17 protein-coding genes, 1 tRNA gene and 1 pseudogene are annotated in these 18,064 nt (G+C 67.3%); 5 read left to right on the forward strand and 14 right to left on the reverse strand.

The genetic code is table 11. The features are described 5' to 3' along the window. Positions 1-3: 3 nt before the first annotated feature. The 3 genes and pseudogenes from ccoG to ABC728_RS00245 all read right to left on the reverse strand — a co-directional run bounded on the left by ccoG (position 4) and on the right by ABC728_RS00245 (position 2,299). On the reverse strand, positions 4-1,611 hold the full coding sequence (gene ccoG / locus ABC728_RS00235; protein WP_416620223.1) for a cytochrome c oxidase accessory protein CcoG: 1,608 nt from the start codon (positions 1,609-1,611) through the stop codon (positions 4-6). Positions 1,612-1,671: 60 nt separating this feature from the next. Next, a pseudogene (locus ABC728_RS00240) lies at positions 1,672-2,208 on the reverse strand (IS66 family transposase). Then, a tRNA-Ser gene (locus ABC728_RS00245) sits at positions 2,208-2,299 on the reverse strand. The pseudogene ABC728_RS00240 and the gene ABC728_RS00245 overlap by 1 nt, the downstream one beginning before the upstream one ends. Before the next feature lie 265 nt (positions 2,300-2,564). On the opposite strand from ABC728_RS00245, the gene ABC728_RS00250 reads away from it, so the two are divergent. Beyond that, positions 2,565-3,230: a DUF3313 family protein gene (locus tag ABC728_RS00250; protein ID WP_416620222.1), complete on the forward strand. Its 666-nt coding sequence runs from the start codon at positions 2,565-2,567 to the stop codon at positions 3,228-3,230. Between the two features lie 278 nt (positions 3,231-3,508). On the opposite strand, the gene gatB is transcribed toward ABC728_RS00250, so the two are convergent. The 4 genes from gatB to ABC728_RS00270 all read right to left on the reverse strand — a co-directional run bounded on the left by gatB (position 3,509) and on the right by ABC728_RS00270 (position 7,230). Further along, positions 3,509-4,963, reverse strand: a complete 1,455-nt coding sequence (gene gatB / locus ABC728_RS00255) for an Asp-tRNA(Asn)/Glu-tRNA(Gln) amidotransferase subunit GatB (protein ID WP_416620221.1) — start codon at positions 4,961-4,963, stop codon at positions 3,509-3,511. 226 nt (positions 4,964-5,189) lie between these two features. Further along, complete coding sequence (locus tag ABC728_RS00260; protein ID WP_445376290.1) at positions 5,190-6,161, reverse strand: hypothetical protein; 972 nt, start codon at positions 6,159-6,161, stop codon at positions 5,190-5,192. Positions 6,162-6,416: 255 nt separating this feature from the next. After that, on the reverse strand, positions 6,417-6,872 hold the full coding sequence (locus ABC728_RS00265; protein WP_416620219.1) for a hypothetical protein: 456 nt from the start codon (positions 6,870-6,872) through the stop codon (positions 6,417-6,419). Positions 6,873-6,876: 4 nt separating this feature from the next. Beyond that, a complete protein-coding gene (locus ABC728_RS00270; protein WP_416620218.1) occupies positions 6,877-7,230 on the reverse strand; it encodes a DUF883 family protein in 354 nt (117 codons plus the stop codon). 1,085 nt (positions 7,231-8,315) lie between these two features. On the opposite strand from ABC728_RS00270, the gene ABC728_RS00275 reads away from it, so the two are divergent. Beyond that, complete coding sequence (locus ABC728_RS00275; protein WP_416620217.1) at positions 8,316-8,495, forward strand: hypothetical protein; 180 nt, start codon at positions 8,316-8,318, stop codon at positions 8,493-8,495. A gap of 35 nt (positions 8,496-8,530) precedes the next feature. Here the strand turns inward: ABC728_RS00275 and ABC728_RS00280 are convergent, their stop codons facing one another. Continuing rightward, the gene (locus ABC728_RS00280) at positions 8,531-9,220 is read right to left on the reverse strand and encodes a tRNA-uridine aminocarboxypropyltransferase (RefSeq protein WP_416620216.1); all 690 of its coding nucleotides are present in this window, start codon (positions 9,218-9,220) and stop codon (positions 8,531-8,533) included. Positions 9,221-9,433: 213 nt separating this feature from the next. On the opposite strand from ABC728_RS00280, the gene map reads away from it, so the two are divergent. Then, positions 9,434-10,255 carry a type I methionyl aminopeptidase gene (gene map, locus ABC728_RS00285; RefSeq protein ID WP_416620215.1) on the forward strand — a complete coding sequence of 274 codons (822 nt, stop codon included), beginning with the start codon at positions 9,434-9,436 and terminating at the stop codon, positions 10,253-10,255. 114 nt (positions 10,256-10,369) lie between these two features. Then, the gene (radC, locus tag ABC728_RS00290) at positions 10,370-11,224 is read left to right on the forward strand and encodes a RadC family protein (RefSeq protein ID WP_416620214.1); all 855 of its coding nucleotides are present in this window, start codon (positions 10,370-10,372) and stop codon (positions 11,222-11,224) included. Positions 11,225-11,249: 25 nt separating this feature from the next. Here radC and ABC728_RS00295 read toward each other — a convergent pair whose 3' ends face one another. The 6 genes from ABC728_RS00295 to ABC728_RS00320 form a co-directional block, all read right to left on the reverse strand. Then, complete coding sequence (locus tag ABC728_RS00295) at positions 11,250-11,978, reverse strand: energy transducer TonB family protein (RefSeq protein ID WP_416620213.1); 729 nt, start codon at positions 11,976-11,978, stop codon at positions 11,250-11,252. Further along, positions 11,975-12,418, reverse strand: coding sequence for a TonB system transport protein ExbD (gene exbD / locus ABC728_RS00300; protein ID WP_416620212.1), 444 nt, complete (start codon positions 12,416-12,418; stop codon positions 11,975-11,977). The genes ABC728_RS00295 and exbD overlap by 4 nt, the downstream gene beginning before the upstream one ends. A 5-nt stretch (positions 12,419-12,423) precedes the next feature. Further along, positions 12,424-13,125, reverse strand: coding sequence for a tonB-system energizer ExbB (exbB, locus tag ABC728_RS00305; RefSeq protein WP_416620211.1), 702 nt, complete (start codon positions 13,123-13,125; stop codon positions 12,424-12,426). A gap of 198 nt (positions 13,126-13,323) precedes the next feature. After that, complete coding sequence (locus ABC728_RS00310; RefSeq protein ID WP_416620210.1) at positions 13,324-14,142, reverse strand: enoyl-CoA hydratase/isomerase family protein; 819 nt, start codon at positions 14,140-14,142, stop codon at positions 13,324-13,326. Positions 14,143-14,287: 145 nt separating this feature from the next. Beyond that, a complete protein-coding gene (locus tag ABC728_RS00315; protein WP_416620209.1) occupies positions 14,288-15,028 on the reverse strand; it encodes a sulfite exporter TauE/SafE family protein in 741 nt (246 codons plus the stop codon). A gap of 102 nt (positions 15,029-15,130) precedes the next feature. Beyond that, the gene (locus tag ABC728_RS00320; RefSeq protein WP_416620208.1) at positions 15,131-16,324 is read right to left on the reverse strand and encodes an FAD-dependent oxidoreductase; all 1,194 of its coding nucleotides are present in this window, start codon (positions 16,322-16,324) and stop codon (positions 15,131-15,133) included. 230 nt (positions 16,325-16,554) lie between these two features. On the opposite strand from ABC728_RS00320, the gene ABC728_RS00325 reads away from it, so the two are divergent. Then, positions 16,555-18,060: an MFS transporter gene (locus tag ABC728_RS00325; protein ID WP_416620207.1), complete on the forward strand. Its 1,506-nt coding sequence runs from the start codon at positions 16,555-16,557 to the stop codon at positions 18,058-18,060. The last annotated feature ends 4 nt before the right edge of the window (positions 18,061-18,064 follow it).

An 18,064-nucleotide genomic window follows, 5' to 3' on the forward strand; every position in this document is an offset into this window, starting at 1 on the left:
TCCTCAGTTCCTTGGCCGGCCGGCCGTATGGGGACTGACGAACACCGCGTCATAGGCGTCGCCCTCCCCACGTACCGGGTTGGTCAGCACGAATTCGATCTCCCGGCGCTCGTCCCGCGCCCCGTCCGGCGCGGCCGTGACGAAGACGCGGAAGCTGGCCACCTTGTCGGGCTTGGCATGCAGGATGACGGACTGGCCGTCATCGGCCACGCCGACATCCTGCACCAGCAGCTGCGCGCCCGGCAGGCCCTTCAGCGCCAGAAGGAAATCCACAGCCTCCCGCCGCTTGTTCAGCACCTTCAGCGTATAGCCGTTGCGGATGCCGCCATCCGACAGCATGACGAACAGCGGCGCGCGGTCGCGCTGCACATTCACCTCCACCGTGGTGCGCGTCATCAGCGCCGCCAGCATCACGGCGCCCACCAGGGCCAGCAGCACGGCATAGATCACGATGCGCGGCCGCAGCAGCCGCCACTTCGCCTCTCCGCCGCGCGCGCGGGCCTGCTGGCGCGCCTCGGTGTCGAAGGTGATCAGGTCGCGGGGGCGGCCCACCTTGGCCATGATCTCGTTGCAGGCATCGATGCACAGGCCGCAGCCGATGCATTCAAGCTGCAGCCCGTCGCGGATATCGATGCCCGTGGGACAGACGGCCACGCATTGACCGCAATCGATGCAGTCGCCCCGGCCTTCCCAGCCTGTCCCCGCCTTGTGCGGGCCGCGCTTCTCCCCGCGCCAGCGCTCATAGGTGACGACCATGGACTGGTCGTCCAGCATGGCCGCCTGGAAGCGGGGCCAGGGGCACATATAGGTGCAGACCTGCTCGCGTGCCCAGCCGGCCAGCACATAGGTCGTCGCCGTGAACAGGCCGACAAAGAAATACTGGATCAGCGTGGCCCGGCCCGTGAAGAAATCCACCACGAAGGTCGGCGCATCATTGAAATAGAGCGCCCAGGCACCACCCGTCGCCAGCGCGATCAGCAGCCAGAGCGCATGCTTGGTCCCGCGCTTTACGGCCTTGTTCAGGCTCATCGGCGCCTTGTCCAGGCGGATGCGGGCGCCCCGGTCTCCCTCCACCCAGCGCTCGACCAGCATGAACAGGTCGGTCCAGACCGTCTGCGGACAGGCATAGCCGCACCAGAGCCGGCCGAACAGCGAGGTGACAAGGAACAGGCCCAGCGCGCCCAGCACCAGCAGGCCCGTGATGAAATAGACCTCCTGCGGCCAGATCTCGATCCCGAACAGGTAGGCACGGGGGGCCGTCATGTCGATCAGCAGCGCCTGACCCGGCGCATCCGGCCCACGGTCCCAGCGGATCCACGGCGCCAGATAATAGATGGCCAGACAGAAGGCCAGGACCGACCATTTGATGGTCCGATATTTACCGGTGACCGACCGGGGCTGGACCTTGACGCGGGAGGCATAGAGTGACGGCGGCGGTACCGCCGCCGCCTTGGGCACAGGCGCGCCTCTGCGCGCCGCCCCTGCCTCGGCCGCGGCCGCGGCCTGCACCGACCTCTTTTCAAATGCGGCCTGCGCCGACCCCTTTTCAAAGGCGGCCTGCGCCGCATCGGCAGCCGCCGCCTTCTCCAGCAATGTCTCCGGCCCGGCCATCGGGGCACCCCTTGGAAACGGTCTTGAACAGTTCGGTGGCCAACCCACCGTGACCGTACCCTAGGCCTGCGCCATGCGGCGCGCGTTGCGATAAATCAAATGACGCAGGAAACTAGGTGTCCTGCACGAAAAGTCGCAGGGGTACGGCGGAATGCCGACACGACGGGCACCTGCCAGGGATGATCGAAGATCGCACGGCAGTTCAGCGCAAGCGTCAGCTGTTCCCCACGTGTTTTCTGTTCTTAGGCAGCAGCGCTTCTGCGGTTTGCGATGTGGCTGAAGGCGTATTGCATAGGGCCGCTCATCCACCAGATAGGTCCAGAGCCGACCTGTCCGGGTGCGCCCCTGTCCCGGGACCAGCACCGCCACGGGTGTGCCGTCGGTATGGGTGCCCGGGGCACCCCGCAAATGGGCTCCGGCCCGTTCGGCCAGCGGCGTCACCCATCAGGCCGCGTACCCCACCCAGTCGGCCAGGGTGGCGCGCTCGATCTCGATGCCCTCACGGGCCAGCATCGCCGATTGCCGATAGAGCGCGGCAGACCATCCAGATATTTGCCCGCCACCACCCGGGGGATCAGCCCGGACCCGGCCGCACATGGCGGAGGGGATGGGATTCGAACCCACGATACCAGTTTCCCGGTATGACGGTTTAGCAAACCGTTGCCTTCAGCCGCTCGGCCACCCCTCCGCACCGTGTCGCGATGGCCGGCAGGGCCGGGATCGCTTCGGTGAGACGGGTGTTTAGTGACATGAAGCGGGCTTGTCAACGGGGCTGCGACGTCCCATTCTAAAAAGGTGATCGCGGCCTGTCGCCGTGGCACGACCGGAACGGGGGCGGTCCGGCCAATCGCCGCAGATCTGCGGCTTTGCGCGGGGGATGGACCCTCGCGCACCTTATGGAGTTCGAACTCATGTTCGGACATGAAAAGCCCTGCAACACCACAGAAACAACCATGATTCGTGCCAAAACCAACCGGTTGCTCTCCGGGGCGGTCGCCGGCCTGCTGGGCCTGACGCTGCTGACCGGAACCGCGTCCGCGCAGAATGCCTGGAGTTCGCTGCCTTCGCAGAAGGCACCGCCCCTGCCGACCGAGGGGCTGACCGAGCAGGACCATTCCACGCTGGACAAGGTCTTCGTGCGGCCCGGTGTCAACCTGGCCTCTTATGGCAAGGTGATCCTGGCACCCATCGACGCAGCCGTGGAGCGCCGCTCCGATGAAGTGCTGCTGTCCGTGCGCGACCGTGACCATGCCGTGGAATACATGGCGGAACGGCTGAAGGAGGAACTGGGCGCCGCGCTGGTGACCGAGCCGGGGCCGGGGGTGCTGAAGATGGCCATCACCTTTACCGATTATGTGCCGAACCGGTCTTTCCATGCGGAGAAGGCGCGGGGCGGGGGTTACATCGACCGCGTCTATTCCGTGGGCCGGGCCGCCTTCCAGGCCGTGCTGAGCGACAGCCAGTCGGGCCAGATCGTCGCTGTGATTGCGGATGCCGATATGGGCCTGCCCTTCCCCGACAACGTCAACACCTACACGATCTATGGCGATGCGGACCGGTTCACCCGCCGCTGGGCAAAGCAGATCACGAAACTGGTGACCAGCGGCGCCAATAGCTGAGCCAAGGGGCATGAATTTTTGACTGACGCCGCGCCGCTCGTGCGGCGCAGCCAAGCCCACGAATGTTGGCGCCGGCGCACGCCCACGAATGTGGGCGCCGGCGGTTGGGCCGTGATCAGAACCTATAGGTTCTGATCACGGCAAAATAGTATCATATAGGCTGGCAACTGCCGGCCCGGCGCCCGTGCGCCGCAAGCCGGAGGGCGCCGACATGAAAAAGGCCCCGGCGGCTGGCAACAACCCCGGGGCCTTTCCTCATGTCGCCTGGAAAGGGCGGATCAGCCCTTCAACTTGGCCGCCAGTATCTCGTTTACCAGGGCAGGATTGGCCTTGCCCTGTGTGGCGCGCATCACCTGCCCTACGAAGAAGCCGAACAGCTTGTCCTTACCACTGCGATATTCGGCCACCTTGTCCGGGTTGGCGTCCATCACCGCCGCGATGGCGGCATCGATGGCGCCGGTGTCCGTCACCTGGCGCAGCCCCTTCTCGTCCACGATCACGGCGGCCGGCTTGCCCGTCTCCAGCATGATGGCGAACACGTCCTTGGCCAGACGGCCCGAGATCGTGTTGTCGGCGATCAGGTCGATCAGGCCGCCAAGATCGGTAGCGCTGACCGGAGACTCGGTGATGTCCTTCCCGGTCTTGTTCAGGGCGCCCAGCAGATCACCGATGACGAAATTGGCGGCGACCTTCGGGTCCCGACCCTTGGCAACGGCTTCGTAGAAATCGCCGCGGGCCTTCTCGGCCACCAGCACGCCAGCATCATAGACGGGCAGCTTGTACTGCTCCATGAACCGGGCCTTCTTGTCATCGGGCAGTTCCGGCAGGGTTGTCTTGATCTGGTCGACCAGTTCCTGTTCCAGGACCAGCGGCAGCAGGTCGGGATCGGGGAAGTAGCGATAATCGTGCGCCTCTTCCTTGGAGCGCATGGAACGGGTGATGTTCCGGCCCGGGTCCCACAGGCGGGTTTCCTGGACGACCGCGCCCCCTTCCTCGATCAGCTCGATCTGCCGCTGCGCCTCATACTCGATCGCCTGCTGCACATAGCGGATGGAATTGACGTTCTTGGTTTCCGTGCGCGTGCCCAGTGGGCCGCCCGGCTTGCGCACCGATACGTTGATGTCGCAGCGCATGGAGCCTTCCTCCATGTTGCCGTCGCAGGTTTCCAGATAGCGCAGGATGGTCCGCAGCTTGCGCAGATAGGCTGCCGCTTCCTCCGGGCTGCGCATGTCCGGCTTCGACACGATTTCCATCAGCGCCACGCCGGCCCGGTTCAGGTCGACATAGGTCTTGGACGGATGCTGGTCATGCATCGACTTGCCGGCATCCATTTCCAGATGCAGCCGCTCAATCCCGACCTCGCGCGTGGCGCCATCGGCCAGATCCAGGATGATCGTGCCCTCGCCGACGATGGGCTGCTTGAACTGGCTGATCTGATAGCCCGATGGCAGGTCGGCGTAGAAATAGTTCTTGCGGTCGAAAACGCTGCGCAGATTGATCTGCGCCTTCAGGCCAAGACCGGTCTTCACGGCCTGTTCGACACAGAACTGATTGATCACGGGCAGCATGCCGGGAAAGCCGGCATCGACATAGCTCACCTGGCTGTTGGGGGCGGCGCCGAAGGCCGTGGCGGCCCCGCTGAACAGTTTGGCATTGGAAATGACCTGGGCATGAACCTCCAGCCCGATCACGACCTCCCACTCACCCGTCTCGCCCTGAATGCGGTAAGCCATCGTCTCTGCACTCGTTGATATCGGAAAAAGACAAGGGCTTTCATGGCCGGATTCGGGCCAAAGGGCAAGGAGAATGGACAAAGGGATACCCAACGCCCGCCCCCATCCTGCCACCGGCAGGGTTGTGCGGACGGCGCGCCCAAGGCACGCGGTCGGGTCACGCGGTCAGGTCGTGTAAAGGCAGCCCGGATACGGCATGCAAAGCGCAGGGACGGGCTCCCGGCCATCAGACCCTTATGTCAAGGGGGACCGGCGTACCGGGCGACGGCACAGCCCAGGGCGTGGCGCCAGCGCCGCCGAAAGCCTGATCGACCAGATGATCGGCATCCGCCATGTCACGGGCTGCCGATTGCATCTGCGCTTTCATCCCCGCCGATCCGTCCTTTTCGGCGAGCCCCTTCATCTGACGGTGGACCGCGCGCAAGCCGTCCATGATGCGGCGGATTTCGGCCTGGAACTCCGCCTGCGCCTTGCGGTCCGCGCCATCGCGCAAAATGGCGTCGCGCCGTTCGGCCAGACCCTCGGGCAAATTGCCATCGCGGCCGGCCTGCTCCCGCTCTGTTCCAGAGAGGCCCGCACGCCCCGCGTCGGCACCGGACAGGCCGGGGAGCCCGGCATCGCTGGGCGGCGGGGCCGCCGATGCCTCCCCTTCGCCGACACCATCACCGGAAGAATTGTCGCCACGGGCCGGAACAGACGAAACCCTCCGTTCAGGTCCCGCCGGGGTTTCGGAAGGCACCTGTGCCGGTGCTGCCTCAGATGCACCCCCAGGCGCTGCCGGCGCAAGGTTGGTGGCGCCGGGGAGCGCATTCCCGACCCCATCCGGGGCCGTGTCGGCGATGGCTCCGCCGGACGTCGATGCACTGGCCTGGGAAGCATTGGCCTGGGCACCGGCCTGGACGCTGCCCGCACCGCCGCCGCCCGCACCGCCCTTGACGGCCTGTCCCAGCTCCTTGGCCACCTGCGCCGCCTCCTTGGCGATGCGGGCGGCCGCCTTCCTGTCACCGGCAGCGGCGGCAAGCTGGGCCTGCATCTTCAGCATTTCCAGCTTGCGCTTGGCTTCCTCCGCCTTACGGGCCGCAGCCTCCTTGGCGTTCTCGCCACCGCTTTCCAGTTTCTGGATCAGGGACTGGGTATTGCTGTGCTGCGCATCCAGCTTCTTGCGGGTTTCGGGATCGACGAAGTCCTGCAAGGTCATCGTCCCTAAGGACATCGCCCCTAAGGACATCGTCCCGGCCCCCGCAATACTGCCGGTCCCGCTCCCGGTGCCGGCCTGGCCGGGTCGGACCTGGAAGCCGGCGGCGAACAGGCTTGTGGCGCGTGCAGCCCAGGCACCCACACCACCAGCCGGAACCGAAACCATGATCCGCCCCCCCTTCGACCCGACATGCCTCAAGCGACATGCCACCCGCGACAGGGCGGCACACCACCTCACGGGCGAAATGCTACCACGTCAGTCGCGGGGCGGACACGCGGATTCATCGCCGTCATCGTCACCGCCGAACGGCATGAAACCGGCCACCGCCACCGCCACCAGGATGGCGACGGCCAGCGGCGAGCGCAGCAGCAGCGGTGCCAGGGCGGCCAGGGCCGGCCCCAGATTGTCCAGCAGCGGAAAGCCCTCCTCATCCTCCCTGCGCGCGTTGCGGCGCTGAATGATCTGGCGCACCAGCAGCGCGGTCAGCCCGGCCAGCAGGTTGATGCCGGCCAGCGCCAGCAGACCCACTGCCGACCCGTGCCGCTCTGCCAGCCATTGATAGCCGCCAACCATGCCCAGGACATAGGCCACGAAGACGAAGAAGCCGATCGCGACCCACCAGACCACGTCATGAGCGAGGCGGCGCGCGGTGCCGCCCACCACCTCGCGCAGCAGCAAGGGCGCCAGCACGCCGGCAATGCGGCCGATCATCGCGTCAGCGCCGGGCGGCGATCAGGGCCAGGGCGAAGCCGACGGCAGCCGCAATGCCCAACGACCGCACGGGCCGTTCGCGCACCTGCTGCTCCATCTTCTTTTCCAGATGAACCAGTTCGTCACCGAAATGCTTCACGGCGTCCTGCGAGGCACCAAAGGCATCGCTGGCCATTTCACGCACCCGGGCCTTGTAGTTGGAGGCCTGGGTCGCCCCCTTCGCCGCAACCGTGGAAGCCAGCGCCGACAGGTCGGCCCGCAGCTTCTCCAGTTGCGCCTCGATATCCTGCGCCGCAGCGGCCGCAGCAGCACCATTGCCGGTCTTCAGCGTATCACCATTTTCCTTGACGGAAGCCATTTCGATCTCCTTCCACTACAGGTCGTCACACCCATTCCAACGCGCAGGATGACGGAAGGTTCCGCAGCCGCGCCAAAGACCCCGCCTTTGAACAGAATGTTTGAACAGAACGGATGATGGCCCCCTCCCGCCGTCCCAGCGGCAGCGCGCGCAGGGGTGCGGCGGCGGCAATGAGCCAGACCGATCCCGAAGATTTGTCATTCGACGGGCAGGATGATGGTGCGGACGGCGGGGCTCGAACCCGCACTTCCTGTGGAAAGCAGATTTTCTTACCACTTCGGCTTCCGCCGCCGCCGCACCGGCCGGGGCCGGGGGTGTTCGTGGTCTGGACTATCCCTTCACCATAGCCTTCGCGAGAAAGGCCTTAGGTGCCGCCCGTCTAGTCTCTACACCTTCCCGCCGGGGCGGGCTTGGCTCGGGATTGGCCAGGGTCGAAAACCCCTCGGCGTTCCCCGAATTTGAGCGGTTCTACTCCCGGCATTTCCACCGGGGCACTCCAATCAAAGTCTGCTGCGTCTACCGGTTTCGCCACGTCCGCCTGTTCATCATCGACCGTCACATACCCCGAATCCCCGGAGGATGAAACTGTTATTAGTCACAGGCTGCATCAAACGGGGCCTTTGGAAGATGCATCTGGAAGGGTGAATATTGTCCGGCGGGGCATAGACGAAAGTTATGTCAGGTTTCTTACAATAATGCCTGCCTTCCCTTGCTGTAACCTGAAACCGCCGATAGCAGGGGATGCACGGAAGTTCCCGATCCAAGGTCCGCAATACAATGGCAGCACCAACAAAGCGGCACAGGTTGCCTGATCAACCGTGACAGGTCCCCGGAAAACAAGCTGCCGGGCGGGAGGGCGAGACGGCCACACAGGCTCGCCTTGGCGGCGGCCCGCGGCTCTTCCGACCCTGCAAACCACCAGCGCCGCATCCTTAATGTCGGGGCCGGGCAGTCGCCCCCCGATGCGGCCCCGCGGTCAAAGGCAACCCCCAGGCCGGACCGGTGTGGGCCACGTCTTGGGTGAAACCGCGACAGCGCCGCGGCGCCCCCTTGATGGCGGCGCCCTGCGACCCCATTTGCCGGGGATGAGCGAAAACCAGCTTCTGGCCCTTGTTTCCCTGATCCTCGTGCTGATCATCGTCCTGCGGGGACGGGGACGCCATATCGCACCGGGGAAGATACTGCCCTACATCGCCATCTGGCTGGCGGTGTTCGCGGCCCTGGGGCTTTTCTATTCGCTTTTCGGGCCCTTCGGAAATTTCTAGTCCGGTTGCGCCGTTCCGCCGCCTAAGGGGGCGGGCTATCGGGCAGCGGAGACCGGTCTGACCGGACGGCGGCGGCGGCGCCAGCGGTCCAGCAGCGTGTCGAACGGCTTCAGCAGCCTGTCCTGCAGCCCCGGATCGCCTTCCAGCCTGCCATAGACGAAGGCACCTGCCTCCAGCGTCGACACGCTTTCGCGGCGCGGTTCCTTGCGGACATTGCCATAGGCGGAACGGAAATCCGGATGGATGACCATGCGCCGCAGTTTCAGCAGCCAGGCATTGCGCCACCACAGGGTCTTGGCCTGGGCCCATGTGCCATCGATCAGCACGATGCCTTCCAGATCGGCCAGGATCAGGTCACTGTCGGGCAGGACATCCTTGCGGCCGAATATGGCGATGGCGCCGCGCGGCACCTTGGCCACTTCCTCCTTGGAGCCCATGAACAGCACGCCCCACCGCTTGGGGTCGACCTGCCGGCCCAGCAGCTTGGACAGCGACGGCCAGGACAGGCCGACCTTGACGATCGCCCCCTCGATCTGGCCGGCCAGCAGGCGGGCCGTGCCCAGTTCCACATCCTGTTCCTGCGGATGCTGCAGGATCAGGAGCTTCAGGCGCGTGCGCTCCGGCACCAGGCTGGCGCACAGGCACAAATCATCGGGCTTGCCGCAGGTCGCGCAGGGTTCCGGCGGGGGCGGCGGGGCGGGAAGGATCAGGTCGTCTTCTTGCATGATGCCCCCACCATAGCCGATCTGCGGGCATCTGGGCAGGGGGTGGCTGCGCAGGGCCGTCCTGTCGGGCGGGCCATGCTCCGCCCGGACGGCAGGCATCGGGGACGGCGTGTTTGCCCCGCCCCGCCCCCATCGTGTAGAGTTGGACCCTGAAAATCGATCGGGGCGCGTCAGGCCCCCGGCAGTCTTATGGTTGGAAAGTATCAGACCGCGATGACACAGGCCGAATTCGCCGAAGAAGAATATGAGGACAAGCGTTCCATCAAGCTGCACAAGCCCGAGGATTTCGAGGGCATGCGCAAGGCCGGCCGCCTAGCCGCCGCGACGCTTGATTACATCACCCCCTTCGTCGTGCCCGGCGCGGTCACGGGGGAACTGGATGACAGGATCCTGCAATTCGTCCTGGACAATGGCGGCACGTCGGCCACGGTCGGCTACAAGGGCTATACCAAGGCAAGCTGCATCTCCATCAACCATGTCGTGTGCCATGGCATTCCGGGGCCCAAGCGGCTGACCAACGGCGATATCGCCAATATCGACGTGACGGTGATCGTCGATGGCTGGTTTGGCGATACCAGCCGGATGTACATGGTGGGTGACGTGCCGTTGAAGGCGCGGCGCCTAGTGGATGTCACCTATGAAGCCATGATGCGGGGCATCGCCGTCGTCCGGCCGGGCGCCACGCTGGGCGATATCGGCCATGCCATCCAGTCCTATGCCGAAAGCTTCCGCTTCTCCGTCGTGCGGGATTTCTGCGGGCACGGGTTGGGCCGGGTGTTCCACGACGCCCCGTCGATCCTGCATTACGGCCACAAGGGCCGGGGCACGGTGCTGGAAGAAGGCATGTTCTTCACGATCGAGCCCATGATCAATGCCGGCCGGTACGAGGTGAAGGTGCTGTCCGACGGCTGGACGGCCGTGACGCGCGACAAGAGCCTGTCGGCCCAGTTCGAGCATTCGATCGGCGTCACCAAGGACGGGTCGGAGATATTCACCCTGTCCCCTGCCGGCCATACAAAGCCACCCTACGCCTGACCTGCGGGCCGGATCAGGCTCACTTCCCGTCTGGCGCGCCCAACCCCCGGCTGTTACACTTATAGGCGAGTGGACGGCAGGGGTCATGCACATCATGGATGTGGAGCGGCGGCGGTGAAACGGGCAGGCAAGCTGATGCCACAGGCGGAGCGGCTGGACGAGGCCATGGCCGGGCCGCCGCTGACGGATGACGACCTGCTGGCGGCCCTTGTCGCCGGCCGGCCGGTGCCCGCCTCCGCGGCACCCGGCCCCGCCCGGCAGTCACGGCCCCAACCGCCGGAGCCGGAGCCGGACAAGCCGCATTATCACGGCCACCGGGACCGGCTGCGGCAGCGCTTCCTGGCCTCCGGGCCGGACGCGCTGCAGGATTACGAATTGCTGGAACTGCTGCTGTTCCAGGCCATCCCGCGGCGCGATGTCAAGCCGCTGGCCAAGGAGCTTCTGTCCGCCTTCGGCACCCTGTGGGCCGTCACGCAGGCCCCGGCGGAAAGCCTGAAGGCCCGCTTCAATTTTTCCGACGCCACCATCGCCCATATCCGTGTCGTCGGGGCCATCGGCCTGCGCATGGCGCGCCAGCAGGTGATCGGCCAGCCGATCCTGTCCTCCTGGCAGAAGCTGCTGGATTATTGCGCCGGGGCCATGGCGCATGAACCGGTGGAACAGTTCCGCCTGCTTTTCCTGGATCGCAAGAACACCCTGATCGCCGACGAGGTGCAGCAGCGCGGCACGGTCGATCATACGCCCGTCTACCCGCGGGAGGTGGTGCGCCGCGCGCTGGAACTGGGGGCGTCCGCCATCATCCTGGTCCACAACCACCCGAGCGGCGACCCCACGCCCAGCCGGGCGGACATCGACATGACGAAGCAGATCATCGCGGCCGCCAGCGCGCTGGGCGTCGTGATCCACGACCATGTGATCATCGGCAAGGGCGGCAAATATGTCAGCTTCAAATCGGCGGGACTGATGTGACCCGAGTGGGGCGTGCGCCCGCGCCTCAGCGCAGGGAGAATTCCACGGGCAGCACCAGTTCCATCCGGTCCCGGCCCAACTCGGGCGGAAGGGGCGGCAATGGCTGCGCACGGGCCAGCAATTCCTCCGCCTCCCGGTCCAGCAGCGTGATGCCGCTGCCACGCTCCAGGCGATGGGCCAGCACCCTTCCCTCCCGATCCAGCGTCAGCCGGACCCAGGCCGTGCCCTGCTGCCGCCGTTGCCGGGCACTGATCGGATAGCGCTTGTGCCGGGCCAGATGGGCCAGCAACCGGCCCTGGAAGGCGGCCAGCGCATCGGCCGGCGGCGGCCCGGCATGCACAGGCTGTGGCGAAGGGGCGCTGTCGGCGCTGCTTTCGGCCGCAGGTGCCGGGGACGGCGCCATGACGGGCCGGGATGCGATCTCAGGCACCGGCTCACGCCGCGGCGGCTTCCGGGGTGGCGGAGGCGGCAGCCGCGCCTCCGCCCGCTCGATGACGGGGGGCGGCTTGGGGGCCGGCGGCGGGGTCACGGCCGGCTGGGACGGTGCGGGCGGCGGTGGCGGTGGGGCCGGCGGGGCCAGATCCATCATGATGGCCGACAGGCCCGGCGGTGGCGGGGACGGCGGCGCCTGCGGCTTCAGTGCGACGACACCGGCCACGCCCAGATGGGCCCCCAGCGCCAGCGCGAAGGCCAGCCCCCAGCGTACCCCACCACCGGACAACGGGACGGCCGGGCTGCGCGCCGGAAGGCTCATGGCGCGGTTCCCACGGCGGCGCCATCCAGCCCGACCAGGGCGACCTTCAGATAGCCGCCGTCGCGCAACCCGTTCAGAACCTCCATCAGGTCGCCATAGGGCACCGTCTTGTCGGCGCGCAGGAAGACGCGCTGGTCCTTGTCACCGCCGGTCGCGGCATCCAGGGCCGCCACCAGGGCATCGGGGCCCCCGGCCACAGGCGTTTCGTCCAGTGCCAGCGACAGGTCCGCCTGCAGCGACAGGAACAGGGGCTTGGGCGGACGCTGGGTCTGCGGCGCGCTGGCGGCCGGCAGATCGACGGGAATATCCACGGTGGCCAGCGGCGCTGCCACCATGAAGATGATCAGCAGCACCAGCATCACGTCGATGAAGGGCGTGACGTTGATCTCATGATTTTCCGTCAGATCATCGTCGCCGCCGGTGCGCAGCTTCGCGGCCATGGCGCCTACTCCGCCACGCGCAGGCGGGGCTTGGCCGCGGCGGCCGCCCGCCGGTCAAGGTCACGCGACAGCAACCGCAGCACGGCGGCGGCGGCATCACCCACCTGGGCACGATAACCGCCGATGACGCGGGTCAGCGCATTATAGACCAGCACGGCCGGGATGGCCGCCACCAGACCAATGGCGGTCGCCAGCAGCGCCTCGGCGATGCCCGGCGCCACGACGGCCAGGTTCGTCGTATGGCTTTCCGCGATGCCGATGAAGCTGTTCATGATGCCCCAGACCGTGCCGAACAGGCCGACGAAGGGCGCCGTGGCACCGATGCTGGCCAGCACCCCGGTGCCACGGGCCGACCGGCGCGCCACGGCCGCCTCGATCCGTTCCAGGCGGCTGGCCGCACGCTCCTTCACGCCATCGGCGGGCAGGTCGGATGACAGTTCCATTTCCTCCCCCACGGCGCGCAGCAGGAAGGCCGCCGGATCGCGCGGGTCGGTCAGCCGCGCCGTGGCCTCCCCCAGGCCGGACGCACCGTCCAGCAGATACAGCGACGACGCGGCGCGGCGCTTGGCGGACGACAGTTCCAGCAGCTTGGCGACGAAAATGGTCCAGGTGGCCACCGATGCCGCACCCAACCCGATCATCACCGATTTCACGACCCAGTCGGCGGCCATGAACATGCCCCAGGGGGACAGGTTGTGCCCCGCCATCACGGGGTCCGCCAGGGCCGGCGCGGATATCAAGACCGCCGCCACGCACGCCGCCCATCGCATGCCTGTCCGCATGATTGTCACCGATCCTCAATGGAATGTCATACGGGTCCTATCTCATATGCGACTTAGTTGCAAACGCAAATCGACGACCGAAGCCATCCGCGCGCCAAGGGCACGGATGGCAGGTCCCGCGGGTCAGGTATTGCCGAAATAGGGCCGGCGGCGTTCGACGAAGGCCGTGATCCCTTCGGCGAACTCGGCACTGTCGATGGCGGCCAGAAACGTCTCCCGCTCCGCCGCCAGTTGCTGCTGGAAATTATGCTCAAGCGACAGGTACAGCAGCCGCTTGGTCCGGCCCGAGGCGGCCGCCGCCCCGCCAGCCAGCTTGCGGGCCACGCAGCGCGTCTCCTCCGCCAGCATGGGTGCCGGGCAGATGCGGTTGACCAGGCCCAGTTCCAACGCCTCCAGCGCCGTCAGGCGACGGTCCAGCAGAGACAGTTCCGCCGCGCGCCGCGCGCCCACCAGGCGCGGCAGGGAATGGGTGGCGCCGGCGTCGGGCGTGGTGCCCAGCGGGCCATAGGCCATCTGGAACACAGCCTTGTCGGAGGCCACGACCAGGTCACAGGCCAGCGTGATGCCAATGCCGGGGCCGGCGGCCGTGCCATGGATGCCGGCGATCACCGGCTTTTCCATGCGGCGCAGGGCCGTGACGGCCTGATGGGTGAAGTCCATCAGGCGGCAGAAATAATCCCGCCGCTCCCCGGCCGGGGCGGACAACAGGCGGTGGAACGCATGGATATCCCCGCCCGACATGAAGCTGGTGCCCCGCCCCGTCACCACCAGGACGCGGACCTGGGGATCGTTGGCGGCCATGGTCGCGGCTTCCGCGAAGGCGGCGGCCATGTCAAGGTCCAGCGCATTCATCAGGGCCGGCCGGTTGAAGGTGATCTCCGCCACGCCTTCGGCACCGTGGCGGGTGTAGAGAAGGCAATCATGCGTCATGGTGGTGGTCATGGCCATTTCCCTTCCTGTCCTGGGGCCGTCATGCGGGTCGGCCGGCGGCCCCTTGGCCCCGATCGTATCAAACAATTGTATGCTTGTGACAGGGATCACACCGGCCCCTGCACCGAAACATCGCATCCATGGGGATAGGGTGGGCTCAGCCCAGCATGTGCCAGGCCATCCGCGCCACGATCGCGGCATTCACCAGCATCAGCACGGGCGTCGCCAGGAACGCCAGACGACGCCAGCGGTTGGCGGCTGCACCGCCCAGCAGGCCGATGGCCAGCAGGGCCGGCACCGTGCCGGCGCCGAAGGCTGCCATCATGAGGGTGCCGGCCAGCGGGTCGCCGGTGCCCATGGCCGATGCCAGCCCCGCATAGACCAGGCCACAGGGCAGCAGGCCCAGCACCAGCCCCAGCAGATAGCCGTTGATGCCGCCCGGCTGCGCGAACAGTGGCCGCAGCGGCACCGTCAGCCGCCGGCCAAGCCCTTGCACGCAGCCGCCGCCCGTACCGGCCGCCAGCCACCGCCGCAGCCCGGCCGGCAGCCAGGGCGCCAGACCCAAAAGCCCCTGGCGCAGGAACAGCAGCGCGGCCAGCATGAGGATGAGGGCCAGCCCCCAGGAAACGCCAGCCAGGCGCGTCACGGTTCCGCCCCCGGCCGCGACCAGCCCGCCCAGCCCGGCATAGGTCGTGATGCGGCCCAGATGATAGGGCAGCAGCATCGATCCGCGGGCCCGCGCCAGAACGATGCCGGCCCCCTGCCCCGTCCCCGCCGGCAGCGCGCCGACCTGGGCCAGAACGAAGGGGCCGCACATGCCCGCGCAATGCGACAGCCCGCCCAGCATCCCCGTGGTGAACATGGCCGCCGCCAGCGACCAGACCATTCCATCCATCATGCCCCCTTGGCCTGCCTCTCTTATGGCACGGCCGGCCGGCCACGGCCTTGACGGGGATCAATCATTCGCCGGGGCAAGGATGCGGCCGGGGAAGCGGCGCTTTCACACCTGCCCGCCGGCGAACAGACCGGCGATGGTCGTGACGGCCCGCTCCGCCTCGGCCCGGTCCGGCGTCGGGTCGTCGATGCCATAGCCGAAATATTCATCCGCGCCGACATACTGGAAAACGAAACCGTCGCGCCGCGGCACGAAGGACACCATGTCGTGGTACATGCCATAGGTCACATCGGGCTGCGGCATGGTGCGGGCCAGTTGCCCGCGCACGGGCACCAGCGTGTCATCCCCGAACAGCGCCCGCGCGCCATAGCCCGTGCAGTTCACCAGCACCTTCTGCGCCAGACCGGCGAATTCCGCCGGGCTGTGGAAGTCCCGCACCTCAAACCGCCCGCCATTGGCCAGAAAGCCGGACATCAGGAAATGGGAGTAGGAGGCGATATTGAACATCATGCCCGTATCGGCCCGGACATCCCGATCACCGAAATCATGCCGGCCGGCGGCATAGGTCGTGCGGGGCGACCGAAGCTCCGGCGTCAGTTCCCGCGTCAGCCCGTGGGCGAAGGCGGGACGCGGGTCGGGCGGGCGCGGGGTCTGGCCCGCCATGGGCACGATAAAGCTGTCATACCATTCGATGGGCGTGCCGGGCAGGCCCAGCAGCGTCTGGAACCGGTCGTAGGAGGCGCGCGCCATGGCCGCCCACTGCGCCTTGAAGGCCGGCGTGGCATGCATGTCCAGGCAGATGCGGCTTTCCGGCGACCAGACCCCCGACGCGAAGGAGGACCGCACGAAGGGCGGCATCTCCCGCGCATAGATCGTCACCCTGGCCCCCGCCCGTTGCAGTTCCAGGGCCGTGGTCAGACCGATGGCGCCGCAGCCGATCACGGCGATATCACGCGCACCGGTCTGCATGACCAGCCCCACGGCCACCGCCGCCGATCCCCACGAGAGGGACCAGCCGGCACCACCATGGCCGTAATGGTGAATGACATCCTTCTCCCCCAGCCGTTCCCGCTCGATCCGCGGCCCCTGCGGCCGGAAGGGACGGGTGCAGACGGTGATCTGGGTGATGTGATCGATCCCGGTGCGCAGCGGCGGCAGTTTCAGCACCGGCCCGGCCGCCGCCATCCCGGGGGCCGCCGGACGGCCCGGCCCACCGGCACAGCCCGAAAGGAACGCCATGGAAAGGGCGGCACCGCCGCCGGTCAGCAGCATGCGTCGATCGGGAAGCAGGCGGGTCATCAAAAACCTCTGGTCTGGACGGGTGGGTCAAGGCCAGCCTATGCGATCAGGGCGGGCCGGATAAAGGTTTCTCACTGGGCACCGCCGCTTTCATGGCGCACGCCTTCCTTGACTACGTATTCACCCCGGCGGCGGCGGCAGGGCCGTTGACGGCAAACCACGCCCGCCCGCATCGTCCCGCGCAAACAGGGCGGCCCGCTGACAAGGGCCCCGGGGGCAAGGGGACGGAAATGCAAAAGCCCAGGCTCAGCCTGATCCAGATATGGAACATGTCCATCGGCTTCCTGGGAATCCAGGTGGCGTTCGGCCTGCAGAACGCCAATGCCAGCCGCATCTTCCAGACGCTGGGCGCCAATATCGACGATCTGGCCATCCTGTGGGTCGCGGCCCCGCTGACCGGCTTGCTGGTACAGCCGGTCATCGGCCATCTGTCGGACCGCACCTGGGGGCGGCTGGGGCGGCGGCGGCCCTATTTCCTGCTGGGTGCCGTGCTGGTCACGCTGTCGCTGCTGATCATGCCATCCTCTCCCGCGCTGTGGTTCGCGGCCTCCATGCTGTGGATTCTCGATGCCTCGCTGAACATCGCGATGGAACCGTTCCGCGCCTTCGTGGGCGACATGCTGCCCGATGAACAGCGGATGACGGGCTTTGCGGCGCAAAGCTTCTTCATCGGGGTCGGTGCCGTCGGCGCCTCCGCACTGCCCTGGATGCTGACCCACTGGTTCGGCATGGACAATACGGCCGCCCCCGGCCAGGTGCCGCTGACCGTGCATATCGCCTTCTATGTCGGGGCGGGTGCCATCCTGGTCACCGTGCTGTGGACGGTGCTGACCACCCGTGAATACAGCCCCGGACAGGTGGCCGCGTTCGAGGCGGCACGGCTGGCCGAACGCCGGATGGCCCCGCCCGCCCGGGCCGACCGGCCGGCCGCCTGGTTCCGGCAGACAGGGCTGCTGTGCCTGGGAGCCGGCATCCTGATCACAGCCCTGGTCGGGGCGGCGGGCCTGGAAAAGGAGGTGCATATCCTGGGTGGCGGCCTAGCCGTCTTCGGCCTTGCGCTGCTGGTCCATGCCCGGCTGAAACAGGCCGGCCGTGCCACGGGCGGCTTCTCCTCGGTGATGGAGGATCTGTTCGCCATGCCGGTCGTCATGCGCCGGCTGGCCATCGTGCAGTTCTTCAGCTGGTTCGCGCTGTTCGCCATGTGGATCTACACCACGTCGGCCGTCACGGCGCACCATTACGGCACGACCGATCCGGCCAGCCGCGCCTTCAATGACGGGGCGGACTGGGTGGGGCTGCTGTTCGCCGTCTATAATGGCGTGGCCGCCGTCGCGGCCTTCCTGCTGCCCGCCATGGCTCGCGCCATCGGCCGGCGTGGTGCGCATATGCTGTGCCTGTGCCTGGGCGGGGCGGGGCTGGCCTGCTTCCCGCTGATCGGCGATCCGGCCTGGCTGTGGCTGCCCATGGTCGGGGTCGGCTTCGCCTGGTCCTCCATCCTCTCCTCGCCCTACTCCATCCTGTCGGGCGCCGTGCCGGCCGCCAAGATGGGGGTCTATATGGGCATCTTCAACATCTTCATCGTCGTGCCGCAGGTGCTGGCCGCCAGCATTCTGGGCGTGGTGCTGCGCGGCTTCTTCGGCGGGCAGGCCATCTGGGCCCTGGTGCTGGGCGGTGCCGCCATGCTGGTGGCCGCCCTTGCCATGCTGGCGGTACGGGACGAGGCCGGGGCGGGCTGAACGG

It is taken from the genome of Niveispirillum fermenti (assembly GCF_052474395.1).

Bases quoted from the DNA above. Each gene is read 5' to 3' on its own strand.
- ccoG (WP_416620223.1), bottom strand. From the start codon at position 1,611: ATGGCCGGGCCGGAGACATTGCTGGAGAAGGCGGCGGCTGCCGATGCG.
- ABC728_RS00250 (WP_416620222.1), top strand. From the start codon at position 2,565: ATGATTCGTGCCAAAACCAACCGGTTGCTCTCCGGGGCGGTCGCCGGC.
- gatB (WP_416620221.1), bottom strand. From the start codon at position 4,963: ATGGCTTACCGCATTCAGGGCGAGACGGGTGAGTGGGAGGTCGTGATC.
- ABC728_RS00260 (WP_445376290.1), bottom strand. From the start codon at position 6,161: ATGACCTTGCAGGACTTCGTCGATCCCGAAACCCGCAAGAAGCTGGAT.
- ABC728_RS00265 (WP_416620219.1), bottom strand. From the start codon at position 6,872: ATGATCGGCCGCATTGCCGGCGTGCTGGCGCCCTTGCTGCTGCGCGAG.
- ABC728_RS00270 (WP_416620218.1), bottom strand. From the start codon at position 7,230: ATGGCTTCCGTCAAGGAAAATGGTGATACGCTGAAGACCGGCAATGGT.
- ABC728_RS00275 (WP_416620217.1), top strand. From the start codon at position 8,316: ATGAGCGAAAACCAGCTTCTGGCCCTTGTTTCCCTGATCCTCGTGCTG.
- ABC728_RS00280 (WP_416620216.1), bottom strand. From the start codon at position 9,220: ATGCAAGAAGACGACCTGATCCTTCCCGCCCCGCCGCCCCCGCCGGAA.
- map (WP_416620215.1), top strand. From the start codon at position 9,434: ATGACACAGGCCGAATTCGCCGAAGAAGAATATGAGGACAAGCGTTCC.
- ABC728_RS00295 (WP_416620213.1), bottom strand. From the start codon at position 11,978: ATGAGCCTTCCGGCGCGCAGCCCGGCCGTCCCGTTGTCCGGTGGTGGG.
- exbD (WP_416620212.1), bottom strand. From the start codon at position 12,418: ATGGCCGCGAAGCTGCGCACCGGCGGCGACGATGATCTGACGGAAAAT.
- exbB (WP_416620211.1), bottom strand. From the start codon at position 13,125: ATGGCGGGGCACAACCTGTCCCCCTGGGGCATGTTCATGGCCGCCGAC.
- ABC728_RS00310 (WP_416620210.1), bottom strand. From the start codon at position 14,142: ATGACCACCACCATGACGCATGATTGCCTTCTCTACACCCGCCACGGT.
- ABC728_RS00315 (WP_416620209.1), bottom strand. From the start codon at position 15,028: ATGATGGATGGAATGGTCTGGTCGCTGGCGGCGGCCATGTTCACCACG.
- ABC728_RS00320 (WP_416620208.1), bottom strand. From the start codon at position 16,324: ATGACCCGCCTGCTTCCCGATCGACGCATGCTGCTGACCGGCGGCGGT.
- ABC728_RS00325 (WP_416620207.1), top strand. From the start codon at position 16,555: ATGCAAAAGCCCAGGCTCAGCCTGATCCAGATATGGAACATGTCCATC.